Genomic DNA, 17,842 nt, shown 5'->3' with positions numbered 1-17,842 from the left:
CGAGCCACGCCTGTCGCGCGGGCCTGTATCAGTATGCGGGACCCCGGGGACCAATGGGACAAAAAGTGCGCCATACCACTAGACCACAGAGAGTGAGGCTTCTTGTCCCCACATTTCACCAATCAAGGTTGCGAGTAGTGACAGCGTCATAACTCAGTGCAAGGGTGCCGGGCATGACGACGAACGGGGGCTTCGAGCCCGTCTTCTGCACTGTCGTACCGCCGCATGTCCTCGACAAGCTGGCCCGGAACGACGACCCCGCACTGTCCGGTCCCGCCCAGCGCACCCTGATGCGCGACAGCGAGCTGCGCGCCAGGCGCCGCGTGACCACCGAGTTCCGTCTCGCGGCCGCCCCGACGGCGAAGGCACCGTCGGACCAGCCACTGCGCACCATCTACGACGCCGGGCACAAGACCGCCCTGCCCGGCACCAAGGTGCGCGCGGAGGGCTCGGAGCCCGGCCGGGACGCCACGGTCAACCGCGCCTACTCCGGCCTCGGCGCCACCTTCGAGCTCTTCCTCCAGGCCTACGGCCGGCACTCGATCGACGGCGACGGCCTGCCCCTGGACGCCACCGTCCACTACGACGAGAACTACGGCAACGCCTTCTGGAACGGCGAGCAGATGGTGTTCGGCGACGGCGACGGCGAGATCTTCCTCGACTTCACCATCCCGATCGACGTCATCGGCCACGAACTGGCCCACGGCGTCACGCAGTACACCGCGAACCTCACCTACTTCGGCCAGCCGGGCGCCCTCAACGAGTCGATGTCCGACGTCTTCGGCTCACTCATCAAGCAGTACACGCTCGGCCAGACCGCCGCCGAGGCCGACTGGCTGATCGGCGCGGGCCTGCTCGCCCCGAGCGTCACCGGCAAGGCGCTGCGCTCCATGAAGGAACCGGGCAGCGCGTACGACGACGACGTGCTCGGCAAGGACCCGCAGCCCGCGACCATGGACGACTACGTCCGCACCGGCCGCGACAACGGCGGCGTCCACATCAATTCCGGCATCCCCAACCACGCGTTCTACCTGGCCGCCACCGCACTCGGCGGCCACGCCTGGGAGAAGGCGGGCCAGATCTGGTACGACGCACTGTCCGGCGGCGAACTGTCGGAGCGCGCGTTCTTCGGCGACTTCGCGAAGCTCACGGTGAAGGCCGCGCGGGAGCGCTTCGGCGACGGCGGTGAGGAACTCCAGGCCGTGGAGAAGGCGTGGGAGCAGGTCGGGGTGCGCATTCTCTGACTCCGTACTAGACAGGGACCCATGCGTATTCAGGTGAGGCGCACGGGCGGTTTCGCGGGCATCGAGCGGCATGCCGAGGTGAACACCTCGGGCCGGACCGATGCCCACGAATGGCACGCCCTGGCCGAGAAGGCGGTGGCCGCCGGTCGGGGTACGCCGCCGGTCGGGGTGCCGGACGGCTTCAGCTACCAGATCACCGTGGACGGGAAGACCGTGTACTGCTCGGACCCCCGGCTGACGGAGGAGCAGCGGAAGCTGATTTCGAGGGTGCTCAAGGAAGGCGCGTAGGTCCTCTTCGGGGAGGGCGTAACTCGTTGTTCACGCCTGTCCGTTGACTTCCCTACCCGCGAGTACGGATGATCCGGCGCATGGCGACGAACCCGATACCCCAGTTCCCGGCGTTCCCGGCGTTCCCGGCGTTCCCGGCGTTCCCCGACGGCTTCCTGTGGGGCGTCTCGACCTCGGCCCACCAGATCGAGGGAGCGGTGGACGCGCGCGAGCCGTCCGTCTGGGACACCTTCTCGGCCGAGCCGGGAAAGGTGAAGGACGGCTCCACGGCGGCGGTGGCCTGCGACCACTACCACCGCTACCGCGAGGACGTGGCCCTGCTGGCCGGCCTGGGCGTGGACGCGTACCGCTTCTCGATCTCCTGGCCGCGGGTGCGGGCGGCGGGCGGCCTGGACTTCTACGACCGTCTGGTCGACGAGCTGTGCGCGGCGGGCATCCGCCCTGTCCCGACCCTCTTCCACTGGGACCTGCCGGTGTCGCTCGACTGGCTGGAGCGGGACACCGCCTCGCACTTCGCGGAGTACGTGTCGCTCGTGGCCGACCGTCTCGGCGACCGCGTGCGGAAGTGGATCACGATCAACGAGCCCGCCGAACACACCCTCTTCGGGCATGCGCTGGGCGCCCACGCCCCCGGCAAGCAGCTGATGTTCGACGCGCTCCCGGCCGCCCACCACCAGCTCCTGGCCCACGGTCTGGCGGTACGGGCCCTGCGCGCGTCCGGCGCGACCGACATCGGCATCGCCAACTCCCACGGCCCGACGTGGCCGGCGTCGCAGGACCCCGCGGACCTGGAGGCGGCCGCCTTCTACGACCTCCTCCTCAACCGCCTGTTCGCGGACCCGGTGCTGCTCGGCGAATACCCGGAGGGCCTGGGCGAGTTGATGCCGGGCGACGTGGCGGCCGACCTGAAGGTCATCGGGGAGCCGCTGGACTGGTACGGCGTCAACTACTACGCCCCGACCCGCGTGGGCGCCCCGCAGGGCGAGGACATCGAGTTCGGCGGCCTGACGATCCCGGCGGAACTCCCCTTCTCCGTCCGCGAGATCGAGAACGTCCCCCTTACGGACTTCGGCTGGCCGGTGGTCCCCGAGGCCCTGACCGAACTGCTCACCGACTTCCGGGACCGCTACGGCGACCGACTCCCCCCGATCGTCATCACCGAGAACGGCTGCTCGTACGACGGCATCGACGACCAGCCCCGTATCACCTACCTGGACGGCCACATCCGCGCGCTGCACCGGGCGGTGGAGGCGGGGGTGGACGTACGCGGCTATTTCGTCTGGTCCCTGCTCGACAACTTCGAGTGGGCGGAAGGCTACGCACGGCGTTTCGGCCTGGTCCACGTGGACTACGAAACCCTGACCAGAACCCCGAAGGCGTCGTACACCTGGTTCCAAAACACGCTGAGGTCTCAACACTGAGGCCCCTGTGCCTTTGCCCACCGAGGGGTGCACCTTGCCCTTTGACTCCGGGCAGGGCGAGGTGCGGCTCGCTGTTCGGCCAAGCGAGCCGGGTGGTGGGCGGGCAAAGGCCGGGGGTCTGGGGGCGAAGCCCCCGGGCAAGGCGCACCGCTCGACCCACCGAGCCAGGCGGTGGGTGGGCAAAGGCCCGGGGTCTGGGGGGGAAGCCCCCGGGCAAGGCCCACTCCTCGACCCACCGAGCCAGGCGGTGGGTGGGCAAAGGCCCGGGGTCTGGGGGCGAAGCCCCCGGGCAAGGCGCACCCCTCGACCCACCGAGCCGGGCGGTGGGTGGGCAAAGGCCCGGGGTCTGGGGCGAAGCCCCCGGGCAAGGCGCACCCCTCGACCCACCGAGCCGGGCGGTGGGTGGGCAAAGGCCCGGGGTCTGGGGGCGAAGCCCCCGGGCAAGGCGCACCCCTCGACCCACCGAGTCGGGTGGTGGGTGGGCGAAGGTCCGGGGGTCTGGGGGCGGAGCCCCCAGGGCAAGGCGCACTTCTTGGCCGACCGAGTCGGGTGGTGGGTGGGCGAAGGTCCGGGGGTCCAGGGGGCGGAGCCCCCAGGGGGTGCGATAAGAGGGGGCCGCTCAGAAGCCGAGCTTGCGTAGTTGCCGGGGGTCCCGTTGCCAGTCCTTGGCGACCTTGACATGGAGGTCGAGGAACACCGGCGTACCCAGCAGCGCCTCGATCTGCTTGCGCGACTTGATGCCGACCTCCTTCAACCGCTTGCCCTTGGGACCGATGATGATCCCCTTCTGACTGGGCCGCTCGATGTACACGAACGCGTGGATGTCGAGGAGGGGCCTGTCGGCGGGACGGTCCTCGCGCGGGAGCATCTCCTCCACCACGACAGCGATGGAGTGGGGAAGCTCGTCCCGCACACCCTCCAACGCGGCCTCACGGATCAACTCCGCGATCATGACCTGCTCGGGCTCGTCGGTGAGATCACCCTCGGGGTAGAGGGCCGGGCCCTCTGGCAGGAGCGGGACGATCAGATCAGCCAGCAGACCCACCTGCGTGTCCGCGACCGCCGACACCGGCACGATCTCCGCCCACTCGAACCCCAGCTCCCGCCCGAGCTGGTCGATCGCGATGAGCTGCTCGGCCAGCGTCTTGCCGTCGACGAGGTCGGTCTTCGTGACGATCGCGATCTTCGGCGTCTTCTTGATGGCCGCCAGTTCCTTCGCGATGAAGCGGTCACCGGGACCGAGCTTCTCGTTCGCCGGCAGACAGAAGCCGATCACGTCGACCTCGGCCCAGGTCGTACGGACGATGTCGTTCAGCCGCTCGCCCAGCAGCGTGCGCGGCTTGTGCAGCCCGGGGGTGTCCACCAGGATCAGCTGGGCGTCGGGCCGGTGCACGATCCCCCGCACCGTGTGCCGCGTCGTCTGCGGCTGGTTGGCGGTGATCGCCACCTTCTGCCCGACCAGAGCGTTCGTGAGGGTGGACTTGCCCGCGTTGGGGCGGCCCACGAAACAGGCGAAGCCCGCGCGGTGGGCGGCCTCCGACGATTCCGACGGCTCGGATGACTGGCTGCGAACGCTCATGCGGCCCATTCTCCCTGATCCACAGAGCCCCGCCGCACAAGCGTCCGCCCGCACTCATCACCGCCGGACTCCTCACCGCCGGCCGCGCGCGAGCCAGGAACGGGGGCAGACCGGTGCGGACCTTACGGTGCATGCAGAGACCGCATACGATCACGGCGTCCCGGGCCACGCCGCCCCGGTCACCGCCTCCGTCCCCTCCCCTCGGAAGGTCAAGTCCCAGGCATGAAGCTCATCACCGCGATCGTCAAGCCGTACCGCCTCGACGAGGTCAAGACCGCCCTCCTGGAGCTCGGCGTGCACGGTCTGACCGTGACCGAGGCCAGTGGCTACGGCCGTCAGCGCGGCCACACCGAGGTGTACCGCGGCGCCGAGTACCAGATCGACCTGGTCCCCAAGGTGCGCATCGAGGTCGTCGTCGAGGACGCGGACTCGGACGCCGTGATCGACGCGATCGTCAAGGCGGCGCAGACGGGGAAGATCGGCGACGGGAAGGTGTGGGCGCTCCCGGTGGAGACGGTCGTACGGGTACGGACGGGCGAGCGCGGCCCCGACGCGCTGTAGGCAGGGGGCCGCGTTCGCGCGCGGCTCAGTCGAACACGAACGGACCCGGCGACTGCGGTCCGGCCGCCGTGCAGGTGATGGTGATCCCGAGGACCGTCATCTGGAGGGAACCGCCGAAGGCCTCCAAGGTGTCGCCGGAGGCCACGGTGCCGTCGAGCGGGCCGACCGTGACGGGGTCGCCGGCCGCCATGGCCGGGTTCTTCGTGCCGGTGAAGGCGGTGGTGCCGCCCGCGGTGTTCACCAGGGTGAGGGTGGAGCTGATCGAGTCCTGCCCGAGGGCGATCGGCGCGGTGATCGCCGAGGACGTGACCGTGACGGTGGCGGCGGTGCCGTCCTGCGTCGCCGTCAGGGTGGCCTCGCCGCCGCCGAAGGTGCCGCAGTCGGCGGTGATGGTGGCGGTGTCCGGGGTGACGGCCACGGCCGTGGGTGCGAGGGCGAGGCCGGTGAGCGCGAGGGCTCCGACCAGGACTGCCGTACCTGTTCCTGTGCGCTTGCGCTTGCCTCTCATGGGGTCCGGCTCCCTTTCCGTAATCTCCACGAATCTGACGGGCCATCAGAACTACTGGTTTCATTGATACGCAGGGGACTGATGACGGCAAGAGCGATATTCGGCCGGTCACGCCCGCACTGCTACAAACAGTGCACGTTAAGTATTTTCGGCGCATCGACAAATTGACGGCGGACCGAACAAACAGAGCGGAACAATAAAGTCCGGATTCGTGTCTCGCCACGAGAACTGCCAGGTCGTAGGGGAATTCCCGCGCCCGCACGGCCGACCCGCTGAACAGCGGATAAACATCCGTCGTTACGGTCGGGATGATCCTCCCAATTCTGACCGAAACGAACCAGCGAGTACGTGTAGCATCGACTGGCAGCGGCCCACTAATTCACCGGCGAAGGAAGTCGGGCCATCAACGGGGGCACCACCGCTGCACCCGCGCACTCTCTTCACGCACGCGAATGTTTGACGCGAACGAAGGGATCGCATGTCATCGATTCGAGTCCTGCTCGTGGACAGCGAGCGCCTAGTGGCCGAAGGGTTCCGGAAGTTACTGGAGGGCTTCTCCGAGTTCTCCGTGGTCTCCGTCGCCCGCGACGGGATGTCGGCCTTGCAGGAGGTACGCCGGGAGCGGCCGCATGTCGTCGTCATGGGCCTGTGTCCCGCCGGGTCCGACGGGGCGCAGGTCGCCCGGGCGATCCGCCGGGACTTCCAGCACGTACGGATCGTCGTCCTCGCCACCAACCAGCAACCGGTCTACATGCGCGAGGCGTTCGCCGCCGGCGCCAACGCCTACCTCTCCCGGAACATCGGCGCGGACGAGCTGCGCGACACGCTGCTCACCGTGCACCGCGAGGGCGCCGCGCTGTCCACCGTCGCGGCCGGTCAGGTCCTGGAGCTGCTGTCCGGGCGTCCGGCGGACGGCGGTTCACCGCTGTCCCAGCTCACCGAGCGCGAGCGGCAGATCCTGATCCTGGTGGCCGACGAGCAGGCGACACACCGCATAGCCAAGCGTCTGGGCATCAGCCCGAAGACGGTCCGCAACTACCTCAGCCGTATCTACGCCAAGCTCGGCACCCAGAACCGCGTGCAGACGGCGCTGTACGCCAAGCGCTCCCTGGATCCGCAACCGGTCGCCGAGCCCTGACCCACCCGTCCGACCTGCCGTTTCGGTGCGCTTGGCCCTCTCCTGGGCAAATACGATACGCTCCTCGTAGCGTATTTGAATGGTTCGCATATGAACGACCGGAGGAGGGGGCATGGCGCCCAACCGGTGGTGGACGCTGACCGTGGTGTCCGTGGGCAGCTTCATGCTGCTGCTCGACGTCACGATCGTGAACATCGCACTGCCCGACATCGAGGAGGCCCTGGACGCCACACTCACGGACCTGCAATGGGTGGTCGCGGCCTACGCCGTGGCGCTGTCAGCCGCCCTGCTCACCGCAGGCTCCCTCGCCGACCGGTTCGGCCGGCGGGCCGTCTTCTCCTGGGGCATGGGGATCTTCACGCTCGCCTCCCTGCTGTGCGGGATCGCACAGGACCCGCTCACGCTCATCGCGGCCAGGGTGCTGCAAGGGGTGGGCGGCGCCGCCCTGCTGGCGACCTCGCTGGCGCTGCTCGCCGCTGCGTACCCCGACCACCGCGACCGGCATGTGGCCCTCGCGGTCTGGGGTGCCGTCAGCGGTGCCGCGCTCGCTGTCGGGCCACTCGCGGGCGGTGTCCTGGTCGAGGCCGCCGGCTGGCGGTGGATCTTCCTGGTCAACCTGCCCGTGGGCGTCCTCGCCCTGCTCGCCACCGCACTGCGCGTCGCCGAGTCCCGGGCCGAGAGCGCCGGGCGGATCGACTGGCCCGGCTTCCTCACCTTCGGCACCGCGCTGGGCGCCCTGTCGTTCGCCCTGCTGCGCGCCAACGAGGAGGGCTGGAGCAGCACCCAGGTGGTGAGCGGCTTCGTCCTGTCCGCCGTGGCGATGGCCGCGTTCGTCCTGGTCGAGCGCGCCCGGCGCGACCCCATGCTCCCCGGCACCCTGTTCCGGAAGCTCACCACCACGGGTGCCGCCGTCGGCGTACTGGCGATGAGTTCCACGGCGTTCGCGCTGCTGCTGTATCTGACGCTGTATCTGCAGACGGTCCTCGGTCACGAACCGCTGGCGGCCGGGCTACGACTGCTGCCGCTGACCCTCTCCATCTTCGCGGCCTCGGCGATCGCGGCCAGGCTGGGCACGGTGCTGCCGGCCCGCTGGCTGGTCTCGGCGGGGCTCGCCTGCATCAGCGGGGGCCTGCTGCTCATGGGCGGGCTCGACGCGTCCGACGACTGGACCGCCCTGCTCGCCGGGCAGTTGGTCACCGGCCTCGGCGTCGGCCTGGTCAACCCGAACGTGGTCGCCGCCGCGATGGGCGCGGTGGAACCGGCCCGGGTCGGGGTCGCCTCCGGGCTGAGCAACACCTGCCGGTCGCTGGGCATCGCCGTCGGCATCGCCTCCCTGGGCGCGGTCTTCGCCGACCGGGTGCGCGACGCGGTGCACGAGGCGCTCGCGGGCACCCCGCTCCAGGAACGGGCGGGCGAGCTGGGCCATGCCGTCTCCTCCGGGCAGATCGGTCCCGCCCTCGCGGAACTCCCGCCGCAGCAGCGGGGGATCTTCACCGACGCGGCGCACTCCGCGTTCGTCGACGGACTGAACTCGATCCTGACCGTGGCGGCGGTGGTGGCCTTCGTGGGCGCGCTCGCCGTGATCCCGCTCATTCGCAGCCGCGACCTCACCACGACCGCGCCCGACGGCGAGCCCCTGCCGATCGCGGCCGGACACTGACCGGTGCCCGCCCGCACCCGATCCGCACCCACCCCAGGAGCGATCCATGAAGACCGAGACCGCCCAGTGCTGTGTCGTCGGCGGCGGCCCCGCCGGCATGATGGCCGGACTGCTGCTCGCCCGGCAGGGCGTGCGGGTGACCGTCCTCGAGAAACACGGCGACTTCCTGCGGGACTTCCGCGGTGACACCGTCCACCCCTCGACCCTCCAGGTCATCGACGAACTCGGGCTGCTGGACGAGTTCCTGCGGATCCCGCACACCAAGGTCACCGACATCACCGTGCGGACCCCCGCCGGACCCACCACGTTCGCCGACTTCTCCAAGATCCGCGGCCGCTTCCCCTACATCGCCTTCATGCCGCAGTGGGACGTCCTCGACTTCCTGGCCCGCAAGGCCGGCGAACTGCCCGGCTTCACCCTGATGCAGAAGGCCGAGGCGACCACCGTGATCCGGGAGGGCGACCAGGTGCGCGGGGTGCGCGCGGACACCCCGGAGGGCCCGCTGGAGATCCGCGCCGACCTCGTGATCGCCGCCGACGGCCGCCATTCCGCCATGCGCAAGGCCGCCGGGCTCACCGTGTCGGCCAGCGCGGCCCCCATGGACGTGCTGTGGTTCCGGCTCGCCCGCGAACCCGGCGAGACCATGAGCTTCCTGCACACAGGGGCGGGCTTCGTGCTGATCACCATCGACCGCGGCGCCTACTGGCAGGTCGCGTACGTCATTCCGCAGGGCCAGTACGACGCCGTACGCGCGGAGGGCCTGGGCCGCCTCCGGGCCGACGTCTCCTCCGTGCACCCGCCCTTCGCCGAGCGCGTCGAACGGGAGATCCACGACTGGGACGACGTGAAGCTGCTCGGCGTCCGGGTCGACCGGCTCCGCACCTGGCACCGGCCCGGCCTGCTGTGCGTCGGGGACGCCGCGCACGCCATGTCACCGGCCGGCGGGGTCGGCATCAACCTCGCCGTGCAGGACGCGGTGGCCGCCGCCCGGATGCTCGGACCGGTGCTGCGCACGGGACGTACGCCGACACCGCACGAGCTGCGCCGGGTGCAGCGGCGGCGTGAACTTCCCGTGCGGGCCGTGCAGTTGGCGCAGGTGCACATGCTGGCCGACCTGTATCCGAAGGACCGGCGGTCGGTGGTGGAGCGGCCGTTCGCGGCGCGGCTGGTGCGGCGCTTCCCGTTCCTGAACCGGTGGACGGCACAGTTCATCGGGGTGGGGCTGCGGCCGGAGCACGTGTCCTGAGTCCGAGGTCTCAGGCGGCCCGGATCGCCGGCCAGATCGTGTCGACCACCGACTCCGCCCAGTCGGCGGGCGGCGGCGCGCCCCGTACGGCGAACCGGGCGATGAAGGAGCCGGCCAGCATGCTGACGACCGTCTCGTAGTCGGCGTCCGGCCTCAGCTCGCCGGCCTCCACGCCGGACTCAAGGGTCCTGAAGATGACCTCCAGGCGGGGCCCGAGGATGGTCTCGCGGAAGACCTGGGTGAATTCCGGGTCCTCGTCGCCGTGCAGCAGGGCGACCAGGGCCCGGAGCCCGACGACCTCTTCGAGACCGTACCGGAATTGCTTGAGCAAATAGACGAGCCGCTCACGCACCGGAAGTCCGGGGGACGGTTCCGGGATCTCCTCGACGAAAGCGAGCGAGGACCGAAGAAGTTCATAACGGTTCTTGTACCGGCGGTAGATGGTCGTCTTCGCGGAACCCGAATACTGGGCCACCGCCTCCACCGTGACACCCTGCGGGCCGCGTTCCCGCAGCAGGGCGAGAGCGGCCAGATTGATTCCTCTGGACACTTCCGCACTGCGGGGGCGGCCCGGAGCGGACCGGGCGATATCTTCTTCAACCATTGCGCCCAGTATAGGGACGGCTCAGCGGCGGTTCGGGGCGGCTCGGAGACCGTTATACGGCGGAACGGGACCCGGGGTAGACGCGGTTCCAGCTCACCGGCACCCCCGCCGTGTGCAGTCGCCCCAGCGCCATGAGCATGGGGGCGGTGCCGTCGGTGCTCCGGCCGAGCGAGGCCAGCCACATGCGTTCCCCGCCGGGCAGGCAGCGCGCCCCGAGGCCGACCAGCGCCCGGCCCGGGCCGACCTCCAGGTGGGCGCGTACGCCGAGTTCGTCGAGGGCGCGGACCGCGTCCAGGAACCGCACCGGGCCGCGCAGCTGGCGGCACCAGTGCTCGGGGGCGAGCGGGCCGGTGACCCCGGTGCCGGTGACCGTGGAGACGAAGGGGATGCGGGGCGGCCGCGTGGGGATCGTGGCGGCCACGGCGCGCAGTTCGGCGAGTGCCGGTTCCTGGAGCGGTGAGTGCAGGCCCGACGACACCGGCAGGCTGCTGGTCCGTACGCCGGAGGCCGTGAGCCGGTCCACGATCCGGGCCAGCGTCGTGGCCCGGCCCGACAGGGACACCTCGCCCGGGGAGATGACCGCCGCGAGGCCCACCGACGGCTCGGCCTCCGCGAGGAGTTGGAGCGCGTCCTCCTCCCCCAGTGCGACCACCGCCATCGCGCCGTCGGTGACCCGCTCGGCCAGCGTGACCTGCGTACCGAGCAGCCGCACCGCGTCCTCCGGGGCGAGGATCCCCGCCCAGCAGGCGGCGGCGTACTCGCCCGAGCTGAAGCCGAGCACCGCCGCGGGTTCGACGCCCCAGCTGCGCCACAGCTCGGCGAGGGCGATGTTGACGCAGAACGTGCCGAGGGCCGCGTGGGCGAGCCGGTACACCACGGACGGCCCGGCCCCCGGGTCGAGCAGCTCCTGGAGGGGGACGGCGGCGAAGGGCCGGGCGGCCTCCGCGCACCGGTCGAAGGCGTCCCTGAACACCGGTTCCGTGCGGTGGAGGCCCTGGGCCATGCCTGCGTACTGCGCTCCCTGGCCGCTGAAGAGGAAGGCTACCGGCGGCCGACGGGCCGGGTCGGCGTGGCCCACGAAGACCTCCCGGACCGGGTCGCCCGCCAAGTGGGCACCGATCCGCTCGGCCAACTCGCCCGCCGTACGGCCCACGACGCCGAGCCGGTGGCCGGAATGCGGCCCTCCGGCGGCCCTGGAGCACAGCGGGGCGGGGGACGCGTCGCCGAGCGTGGCGAGGTGGGCGGCGGTGTCGCGGGCCGTGGTGGTCAGGGCGTCCGGGGTGGAGGCGGAGAGGGTGAGCAGATGGGTGGTGCGGGAGGCGTTGGGGTCGGAAAGGCTGGGGTTGGGGTCGGAGGGGTTGGGGTTGGGGTCGGAGGGGTTGGGGTTGGGGTCGGAGGGGTCGTAAGCCATGGTGGGAGGCCCTTCACCTGGGGGCGGGGTCTGTGGGCCCGGTGCGCGCCACCGCCCGGCACCAGGCCGCGCCCGCGTCGGCGAGGGCGATCGGGAACGCCATGAACGTGAACGGGCCGTCGGGGAGGGTCCGCAGCCTGGCCAGGCCCTCGATCTGGATGAACTCCCGTCGCCTGCCGTGCAGATGGGTGGGCCACAGCGCACCGGAGTCGCCCGTGGCGAAGAAGTCCTCGACCATCCGGCGGGCCGGCCCGTCGAAGCTCCAGCAGTCCGTGCCGAGCACCTTGACGCCGAGGTCCAGGAGGAGGTCGACGGCCTCGGGAGTGATCGCCGTGGACTCGGTGTAGTACGCCGGGGTGCCCAGCCGCAGATCGGAGTCGGTGCGGAACAGCGCCACCCAGCCGGGTCCGACCTCCGAACCGGCCGTGCGCAGCGCCTCCTTGACGTCAGCCGCCGTCACCCGGCCGCCGCAGCCGCGCACGTCGAGAACGACGCCGGGGCCGTGGAACCATTCCAGAGGCAGGTCCATGACCTTCTTCGCGGGGCGTCCCTCGCACTCGGGGCCGTAGTGGAAGGGGGCGTCGACGTGGGTGCCCTGGTGGACGGACATCCGGTAGAACTCGTTCGACATGAAGCAGCCGTCGGGCAGGTCCCGTTCGCGCAGGCGGCGGCTGCCGGTGAGCCAGCGCAGGTGGTTGACGAAACGGTCCCGGCGGCTGTCACCGGGCAACGCCCTGATCCTGCGGGAGAGGTGGCGGACGCCGTCCCGGTGGAGCCACTGCTCGAACTCGACGCCGGGGGCGCGGCGGCTGACGGGGATGCTCAGATCGACGAACACGGGCTACTCCTTGGTCGGTCCCGGCTGTTGCTCTCTGGTCGGTCCCGGCTGCTGTTCCTCGCGTGCGTTCCGCCGGCGGCTAAGGGCCCGGCGCCCCGTGCCCGCCCTGGTGCCGGGTATCCACGCGGGCACGGCGCGCCGGTAGGCGGCGTACTCGGCACCGAAGGTCTCGGACAGTCCCGGCTCCTCGATCCGGCGGGCGGTCGTCCAGGAGACGGCCAGGACGAACGCGGCCCACAGGGCGATGACCGGCGCGGACCACAGCAGGGTCTCGGCGGCCAGGACGAGGGTCATCCCGGCGGCCATGGGGTTCCTGATCACGCCGTACCAGCCGGAGCGCACGAGGTGTTCGGGCGGCCGGTCGCCGAGAGGCGTGGGCTGGCGCAGATAGACGCGGTCCACGGCGTCCACGGTCATCCAACCGCCGAGCAGGACGAGGAGGACCCCGATCGGCAGCGACAGCGCGCGGGACAGGGGCAGTTGGGGGCCGGGCAGCCACCACCCCAGCACCGTGGGCACGATCCCGGCGACGGTCACGGGGATCAGGAGCGGACCGGGGCGCAGACGGCGACGGCCGGGGTTGGTCGACGCGGTCACGGGAGCCTGGTTGGCGGGAGCCCGGTTCACGCGATCCTCGCCCTGTTCGGTACGGCGGCGAGCCCCGGCACCGCGGCCAGCGCCGCCGCCGTCCGCTCCCCGTACGCCTCTCGTACCCGCCCCGCCACCGCCCGCGCGCCCGGCGCATACGTCTGCGTGCCGATCGACTCCAGGGCGAAGGACGCGAGGGCGCAGCCCAGCCGGGCCGCCGCCTCGACCGGTAGGTCGAGCGCGAGGGCGGCGAGCATGCCCGCCCGCAGCGCGTCCCCCGCCCCCGTGGGGTCGGTCACCGCGACGCCCGGCACTGCGGGCACGACGACGCTTTCGTGGCCGGCCCGTTGCAGGCGTACGCCGCCCGCGCCGAGCGTGGTCACCCAGGTACCGACCCGGTCCAGGACGCTCGCGGCGCCCCAGCCGGTGCACTCCTGGAGCAGCGCGGCCTCGTACTCGTTGGTGAACAGCCAGCGGGCCTCCCCCAGCAGGAACCGGACGTCCGCCCGGTCCATGCGGGCGAGCTGCTGGGAGGGGTCGGCGACGAACGGCAGTCCGGCGCCGCGGCACTCCTCGGTGTGCCGCAGCATCGCCGCCGGGTCGTTCGGCGACACCACCACCAGGCCTAGCTCCCCGACGCGTTGGCGTACGTCCCGCAGGGCGATGGTGTACGCAGCCCGCATCGCGCCCGCGTGGAACGTGGCGATCTGGTTGTGGTCCGCGTCGGTCGTGCACACGAACCGTGCCGTGTGCTCGCCCGGCACCACCAGCACGGAGTCGGTGTCGACGCCGTGCTGCTTGAGCCACACCTGGTAGTCGGGGAAGTCAGCCCCGGCCGCGCCGACCAGCACCGGGGCCATCCCGAGCCGCCCGAGGCCGTACGCGATGTTGGCCGCGACGCCGCCACGCCGTATCTCCAGCCGGTCGCAGAGGAACGACAGGGAGACGCTGTGCAGGTGGTCGGCGACGAGCTGCTCGGCGAAACGGCCCGGGAAGGACATGAGGTGGTCCATCGCGATGGACCCGGTGACGGCGATGCGCGCCGGGGACGGGGGTCGGGTCACGGCCCCACGGCCCCCGACTCGATCTTCTTCTTGATCCCGGCCTGGTTCTGCCGCGTGTGGGTGTTCATCCGCTCCAGGACCGTGGCGAGGGGGACGTCGAACTTCTCGTCGAGCTCGAAGTCCTGGATCCAGGTCATCCGCGTCCCCTCGGGGACCGCCCGGTAGCTCCACCGCAGGTGCATGTAGCCGAACGGGTAGAGGGGGTCGCGGCGTTCGGCGACCACGACGAGTTCGCGGTGGTCCATGATCCGCCAGGAGCGCCAGCTGGCCCCCTCCTCGTTGGTCAGCTCGAACACGATCTCCGTCCAGCGGCCCTCCCGTTCCTCGGAGAGGACCTTGGCGTCGCTGTACTCGTCGAAGATCTCCGACCAGCGGGCGATGTCGTTGGTGACGTCGAAGACGAGCCGGGCGTCGGCCCCGATCACGATGCTGTTCTCGATCCGCGGCATCCCGTCACCTCCGCGCGCCGGTGCCGACGGACAGCAGCCGCCCGACGCACGCCACCAGGTCGCCCACCGTGGTGAACCCGCCCTCGGCATCGGCGTCGATGCCGATCCCGAAGTGCTGCTCCAGGGCGACGACGATCTCCACCAGCTCGGTCGAGTCGATGTCGAGGTCCTCGGCCAGCCGCCGGCCGTCCTCCAGTTCGTCCCCGTCGAACCCGACGCCGCGCATGACGGCGACCACCTGCTCTCGTACGTCCATTGCTTCCCTCTCTTGGTTCGTGTGCTTTCTGTGGTTCCTGTGCTTTCTGTGGTTTCGTCTAGACGGCGAGGGCGATCGCCACCGCGAGCCCCGCCTCGTGCGTGATGCTCAGGTGCAGTCCGGTGAACGAGGCCCGCCGAAACGCTTCTTCGGCCCGCCCGGAGACCCGCGGCACCGGCTGCCCGGACACCGCGCGGCCGATCTCGATGTCCCGCCAGCCGCAGCCCGGGCCGTGCTCGCCGAGCGTCTTGCGGACGGCCTCCTTGGCCGCGATCCGCCCGGCCAGGCGGTACGCCCGGTGGCGCGGCGAACCGCCCTCGCACAGGGCCTGTTCGGCGGGCGTGAACAGCCGGTCGTACAGGGGCTGTCCGCGGCGTTCGAGCATGGCCCGCAGCCGCTGTACGTCCACGACGTCGATGCCGATTCCGCGGACCGCCGCGGGGACGTCCCGGAGGGCTTCCGCGATCAACGCCTCAGCAGCAGACACGCGTTCACACCCCCCAGGCCTCGGGACACGACCAGCGTGTGCTCCCAGTCCGGGGCCGGCCGAGCCGCGCCGCGCACGAGGTCCAGGTCGATGCCCGGCGCCTGGCGGTCGAGGTTCACCGTGGGCGGCACCGAGCCCGCCGCCATGGCGCGCAGGGCGAGGGCCGCGTCTGCCGGGGCCGCCGCGCCGAGCAGGTGGCCGAAGCCGGACTTGGGTGCGGTGACCGGGAGTCGGGCCGCGTTCTCGCCGAACGCCTCGTGCAGTGCGTAGCCCTCCGTCACGTCCTCGAAGGGGATGCCGGAGCCGTGCGCGAAGACCGCGCCCAGGTCGCCGCCGGTGATCCCGGCGCGCTCGGTGGCGGTGCGCATGGCGCGGCCCAGCACCTGGCCGGTCGGTTCGACCGTGTAGTACGGCATGTAGCCGTCGGTGCTGACGCCCCAGCCGGCGAGTTCGCCGAGGATGCGGGCGCCGCGCCGCTCGGCGTGCTCGCGCCGCTCCAGCACCAGGAACACCGAGCCCTCGGCGAAGACGCTGCCGCCGTGCCCGGCGTCGAAGGGCCGGTACAGCTCGTGCGGGGCGAGGGAGCCGCGGGCCTTGGCGACGAGCCCGCTGGTCTCCAGGCACAGCCAGCCGTACGGCGACAGCGGCGCCTCCACGCCGCCCGCGAGGACGACGTCGGCCCGGTCCCGCAGCAGGGTCTCGGCGCCGCCGATCAGCGCGTAGGCGCCGCTGGCCCGGTCGGCGACGAAGGTGCGGGCGGGGCCCTTGATGCCCTGGTCGATGCAGATGTTGCCCTGCGGGGCCGCCGGGAACCAGGCGGTCGCCTGGTACGGGCTGACCGCGCGCGGTCCGTCGGTCCACAGCTTGCGCAGCTCGCGCTCGGCGAACTCCCAGCCGCCGAGGATGTTGCCCACCATGACGCCGGTGCGCTCGGGCGCCACGTCGGTGCCGACCGTGACCCCGGCGTCCGCGAGGGCGCGGCGGACGCTGTGCACGGCGAGGTGGGTGAAGCGGTCGGTGCGCTTGACGAAGCGGGAGGGCAGCTCGGCCTCGGCGTCGAAATCGGCCTGTCCGGCGACGGGGCAGGCGTAGTCGCCGGCGTCGAAGCGGTCGATGGTGGCCAGGTGCGAGGTTCCCTCGCGGGCGCTGTTCCACAGGGGTTCGAGGCCGTCGCCCGCCGGGGTGACGGCTCCGGCACCGGTGATGACGATGCTCATGACCGGCCCCCGTCCCGCACGGCCCGCAGGACCATCGCCGCATGGAGCCCGGCGAAGCCGCTGGCGTCCTTGAGGATGACCTCGCCGTCCCAGGGGCGACCGGTGCCCGGCACGTAGTCGAGGTCGCAGGTGGGGTCGGGCGTCTCGTAGTTGGCGGTGGGGTGCACGAAGGAGTGCCGGCTCGCCAGGGCGCACAGCACGATCTCCATGGCGCTGGCGGCGGCCAGGGCGTGGCCGAGCATGGACTTCGCCGAGTTCACCGGGATCTCGTGGGCGCGCTCGCCGAGCGCCAGTTTGAGCGCGCTGGTCTCGCAGGTGTCGTTCTGCCGGGTCGAGCTGCCGTGCGAACTGACGTGGTCGATCGCCCCGGGGGCCACCCCGGACGCCTCGACGGCCTGGCTCATGGCCCGGGTCAGGTCCTCGCCGTCGGACAGCAGGTCGGTCATGTGGATGGCGTTGGAGGTGTGCGAGAAGCCGCTGATCTCGAGGTAGGCGGTGGCGCCGCGGCGCAGCGCGTGCTCCTTCTCCTCCAGTACGACGACACCGCAGCCCTCGCCGAGCACGAAGCCGTCGCGGTCCGCGTCGTAGGGGCGGGAGGCGGCCTCGGGGTGGTCCCGATGGGCGCGGGAGAGGCAGTTGATGATCTCGAAGGAGGCCACGGTCACCGGGGTGATGGGGGCCTCGCTGGCGCCGGCGATCATGACGTCCGCGTCGCCGTGGGCGATCGTCTCGAAGGCGTGCCCGACCGCGTCGATGCCGCCGATGCAGCCCGTGGACAGGGTGACACAGGGCCCCTGGGCACCGAGCAGGGCCGACAGGACGGTCCCGGGCGTGTTCGACATGGACGCGAGATACAGGTCGCGGCCCGCCTTCGCCGGGTCGATGGGCTTTCGGCCCTCGTCCGTGACGGCGAGGAACTCCTCCTCCATCTTGGGTGTGCCGCAGATCGCCGTGGAGAGCGAGATACCGGTGCGTTCCGCGTCGTAGCCGCCCGCGTCGAGGCCCGCGTCCCGTACGGCCTGCAAGGCCGCCGCGACCGCGAACTGCACATAGCGGTCCAGCCGTTGGACCTCCGGGGGCAGTGAGGGTATCTGATCCTCGAATCCGGGAACCTCGGCTATCGCGTCGGAGGTGAATTCGAAGGACGTGAACAGTGTGGAACTCGTGATGTCGGAAAGGGATTTCGTGACGCTCTTTCCCGCCGAGACCGTGTCCCAGAAGGCGTCTTTCCCGATTCCCGCCGGGCTGATCACGCCGAGCCCGGTGACGACCACTTCTCGCAT

Annotated in this window: 19 protein-coding genes and 1 pseudogene; 8 read left to right on the top strand and 12 right to left on the bottom strand. The window is 71.2% G+C overall.

What is annotated here, in order from left to right; genetic code table 11:
- The first annotated feature begins 173 nt into the window (after positions 1 to 173).
- From OG252_RS33635 to OG252_RS33625, 3 genes are all read left to right on the top strand, one after another.
- Entirely contained in the window at positions 174 to 1,244 is a 1,071-nt protein-coding gene (locus OG252_RS33635) for a M4 family metallopeptidase (RefSeq protein ID WP_329340846.1), read from the top strand.
- Positions 1,245 to 1,265: 21 nt separating this feature from the next.
- Positions 1,266 to 1,532, top strand: coding sequence for a protealysin inhibitor emfourin (locus tag OG252_RS33630; protein ID WP_266439726.1), 267 nt, complete (start codon positions 1,266 to 1,268; stop codon positions 1,530 to 1,532).
- Between the two features lie 68 nt (positions 1,533 to 1,600).
- Complete coding sequence (locus OG252_RS33625; RefSeq protein WP_443068442.1) at positions 1,601 to 2,953, top strand: GH1 family beta-glucosidase; 1,353 nt, start codon at positions 1,601 to 1,603, stop codon at positions 2,951 to 2,953.
- Positions 2,954 to 3,572: 619 nt separating this feature from the next.
- On the opposite strand, the gene era is transcribed toward OG252_RS33625, so the two are convergent.
- On the bottom strand, positions 3,573 to 4,541 hold the full coding sequence (era, locus tag OG252_RS33620) for a GTPase Era (RefSeq protein WP_266439724.1): 969 nt from the start codon (positions 4,539 to 4,541) through the stop codon (positions 3,573 to 3,575).
- 76 nt (positions 4,542 to 4,617) lie between these two features.
- On the opposite strand from era, the pseudogene OG252_RS33615 reads away from it, so the two are divergent.
- Both OG252_RS33615 and OG252_RS33610 read left to right on the top strand, forming a co-directional pair.
- Positions 4,618 to 4,758 (top strand): annotated as a pseudogene (locus OG252_RS33615) (ammonium transporter); the annotation flags it as partial.
- The gene (locus tag OG252_RS33610; protein WP_266439722.1) at positions 4,755 to 5,093 is read left to right on the top strand and encodes a P-II family nitrogen regulator; all 339 of its coding nucleotides are present in this window, start codon (positions 4,755 to 4,757) and stop codon (positions 5,091 to 5,093) included. The pseudogene OG252_RS33615 and the gene OG252_RS33610, both read left to right, overlap by 4 nt.
- Before the next feature lie 25 nt (positions 5,094 to 5,118).
- Here the strand turns inward: OG252_RS33610 and OG252_RS33605 are convergent, their stop codons facing one another.
- Positions 5,119 to 5,601: a hypothetical protein gene (locus OG252_RS33605; protein ID WP_329340842.1), complete on the bottom strand. Its 483-nt coding sequence runs from the start codon at positions 5,599 to 5,601 to the stop codon at positions 5,119 to 5,121.
- Positions 5,602 to 6,079: 478 nt separating this feature from the next.
- Between OG252_RS33605 and OG252_RS33600 the strand changes: the two genes are divergently transcribed.
- The 3 genes from OG252_RS33600 to OG252_RS33590 all read left to right on the top strand — a co-directional run bounded on the left by OG252_RS33600 (position 6,080) and on the right by OG252_RS33590 (position 9,645).
- Positions 6,080 to 6,739: a response regulator gene (locus OG252_RS33600; protein WP_266439720.1), complete on the top strand. Its 660-nt coding sequence runs from the start codon at positions 6,080 to 6,082 to the stop codon at positions 6,737 to 6,739.
- Positions 6,740 to 6,851: 112 nt separating this feature from the next.
- Positions 6,852 to 8,399, top strand: a complete 1,548-nt coding sequence (locus OG252_RS33595; RefSeq protein ID WP_329340839.1) for an MFS transporter — start codon at positions 6,852 to 6,854, stop codon at positions 8,397 to 8,399.
- A 46-nt stretch (positions 8,400 to 8,445) separates the two neighbouring features.
- Positions 8,446 to 9,645 carry an FAD-dependent oxidoreductase gene (locus OG252_RS33590; protein WP_266439716.1) on the top strand — a complete coding sequence of 400 codons (1,200 nt, stop codon included), beginning with the start codon at positions 8,446 to 8,448 and terminating at the stop codon, positions 9,643 to 9,645.
- 10 nt (positions 9,646 to 9,655) lie between these two features.
- Here OG252_RS33590 and OG252_RS33585 read toward each other — a convergent pair whose 3' ends face one another.
- The 10 genes from OG252_RS33585 to OG252_RS33540 form a co-directional block, all read right to left on the bottom strand.
- A complete protein-coding gene (locus tag OG252_RS33585; RefSeq protein WP_329340837.1) occupies positions 9,656 to 10,195 on the bottom strand; it encodes a TetR/AcrR family transcriptional regulator in 540 nt (179 codons plus the stop codon).
- A 106-nt stretch (positions 10,196 to 10,301) separates the two neighbouring features.
- Positions 10,302 to 11,660 carry an acyltransferase domain-containing protein gene (locus tag OG252_RS33580; RefSeq protein WP_329340835.1) on the bottom strand — a complete coding sequence of 453 codons (1,359 nt, stop codon included), beginning with the start codon at positions 11,658 to 11,660 and terminating at the stop codon, positions 10,302 to 10,304.
- A 13-nt stretch (positions 11,661 to 11,673) separates the two neighbouring features.
- On the bottom strand, positions 11,674 to 12,498 hold the full coding sequence (locus OG252_RS33575; RefSeq protein ID WP_329340833.1) for a cyclase family protein: 825 nt from the start codon (positions 12,496 to 12,498) through the stop codon (positions 11,674 to 11,676).
- A gap of 3 nt (positions 12,499 to 12,501) precedes the next feature.
- Positions 12,502 to 13,125 carry a methyltransferase family protein gene (locus OG252_RS33570; RefSeq protein WP_266439706.1) on the bottom strand — a complete coding sequence of 208 codons (624 nt, stop codon included), beginning with the start codon at positions 13,123 to 13,125 and terminating at the stop codon, positions 12,502 to 12,504.
- Positions 13,122 to 14,099 carry a carbohydrate kinase family protein gene (locus tag OG252_RS33565; protein WP_329345238.1) on the bottom strand — a complete coding sequence of 326 codons (978 nt, stop codon included), beginning with the start codon at positions 14,097 to 14,099 and terminating at the stop codon, positions 13,122 to 13,124. The genes OG252_RS33570 and OG252_RS33565 overlap by 4 nt, the downstream gene beginning before the upstream one ends.
- Positions 14,100 to 14,146: 47 nt before the next feature.
- A complete protein-coding gene (locus OG252_RS33560; RefSeq protein ID WP_329340831.1) occupies positions 14,147 to 14,599 on the bottom strand; it encodes an SRPBCC family protein in 453 nt (150 codons plus the stop codon).
- A 4-nt stretch (positions 14,600 to 14,603) separates the two neighbouring features.
- Positions 14,604 to 14,855 (bottom strand): acyl carrier protein, encoded by a 252-nt coding sequence (locus OG252_RS33555; RefSeq protein WP_307674732.1) that lies wholly within the window; start codon positions 14,853 to 14,855, stop codon positions 14,604 to 14,606.
- A gap of 58 nt (positions 14,856 to 14,913) precedes the next feature.
- Positions 14,914 to 15,342, bottom strand: coding sequence for a holo-ACP synthase (gene acpS, locus OG252_RS33550; protein ID WP_329340827.1), 429 nt, complete (start codon positions 15,340 to 15,342; stop codon positions 14,914 to 14,916).
- A complete protein-coding gene (locus OG252_RS33545; RefSeq protein ID WP_329340825.1) occupies positions 15,321 to 16,559 on the bottom strand; it encodes a beta-ketoacyl-[acyl-carrier-protein] synthase family protein in 1,239 nt (412 codons plus the stop codon). The genes acpS and OG252_RS33545 overlap by 22 nt, the downstream gene beginning before the upstream one ends.
- Entirely contained in the window at positions 16,556 to 17,842 is a 1,287-nt protein-coding gene (locus tag OG252_RS33540) for a beta-ketoacyl-[acyl-carrier-protein] synthase family protein (protein ID WP_329340823.1), read from the bottom strand. Before OG252_RS33540 ends, OG252_RS33545 begins: the two co-directional genes overlap by 4 nt.

Source organism: Streptomyces sp. NBC_01352 (assembly GCF_036237295.1).
Taxonomy (GTDB): Bacteria; Actinomycetota; Actinomycetes; order Streptomycetales; family Streptomycetaceae; genus Streptomyces; species Streptomyces plumbiresistens.
This window is presented reverse-complemented; position numbering and strand designations above follow the sequence as displayed.

Bases quoted from the DNA above. Each gene is read 5' to 3' on its own strand.
- OG252_RS33635 (WP_329340846.1), top strand. From the start codon at position 174: ATGACGACGAACGGGGGCTTCGAGCCCGTCTTCTGCACTGTCGTACCG.
- OG252_RS33630 (WP_266439726.1), top strand. From the start codon at position 1,266: ATGCGTATTCAGGTGAGGCGCACGGGCGGTTTCGCGGGCATCGAGCGG.
- OG252_RS33625 (WP_443068442.1), top strand. From the start codon at position 1,601: ATGATCCGGCGCATGGCGACGAACCCGATACCCCAGTTCCCGGCGTTC.
- era (WP_266439724.1), bottom strand. From the start codon at position 4,541: ATGGGCCGCATGAGCGTTCGCAGCCAGTCATCCGAGCCGTCGGAATCG.
- OG252_RS33610 (WP_266439722.1), top strand. From the start codon at position 4,755: ATGAAGCTCATCACCGCGATCGTCAAGCCGTACCGCCTCGACGAGGTC.
- OG252_RS33605 (WP_329340842.1), bottom strand. From the start codon at position 5,601: ATGAGAGGCAAGCGCAAGCGCACAGGAACAGGTACGGCAGTCCTGGTC.
- OG252_RS33600 (WP_266439720.1), top strand. From the start codon at position 6,080: ATGTCATCGATTCGAGTCCTGCTCGTGGACAGCGAGCGCCTAGTGGCC.
- OG252_RS33595 (WP_329340839.1), top strand. From the start codon at position 6,852: ATGGCGCCCAACCGGTGGTGGACGCTGACCGTGGTGTCCGTGGGCAGC.
- OG252_RS33590 (WP_266439716.1), top strand. From the start codon at position 8,446: ATGAAGACCGAGACCGCCCAGTGCTGTGTCGTCGGCGGCGGCCCCGCC.
- OG252_RS33580 (WP_329340835.1), bottom strand. From the start codon at position 11,660: ATGGCTTACGACCCCTCCGACCCCAACCCCAACCCCTCCGACCCCAAC.
- OG252_RS33565 (WP_329345238.1), bottom strand. From the start codon at position 14,099: ATGGACCACCTCATGTCCTTCCCGGGCCGTTTCGCCGAGCAGCTCGTC.
- OG252_RS33560 (WP_329340831.1), bottom strand. From the start codon at position 14,599: ATGCCGCGGATCGAGAACAGCATCGTGATCGGGGCCGACGCCCGGCTC.
- OG252_RS33555 (WP_307674732.1), bottom strand. From the start codon at position 14,855: ATGGACGTACGAGAGCAGGTGGTCGCCGTCATGCGCGGCGTCGGGTTC.
- OG252_RS33545 (WP_329340825.1), bottom strand. From the start codon at position 16,559: ATGAGCATCGTCATCACCGGTGCCGGAGCCGTCACCCCGGCGGGCGAC.
- OG252_RS33540 (WP_329340823.1), bottom strand. From the start codon at position 17,842: ATGCGAGAAGTGGTCGTCACCGGGCTCGGCGTGATCAGCCCGGCGGGA.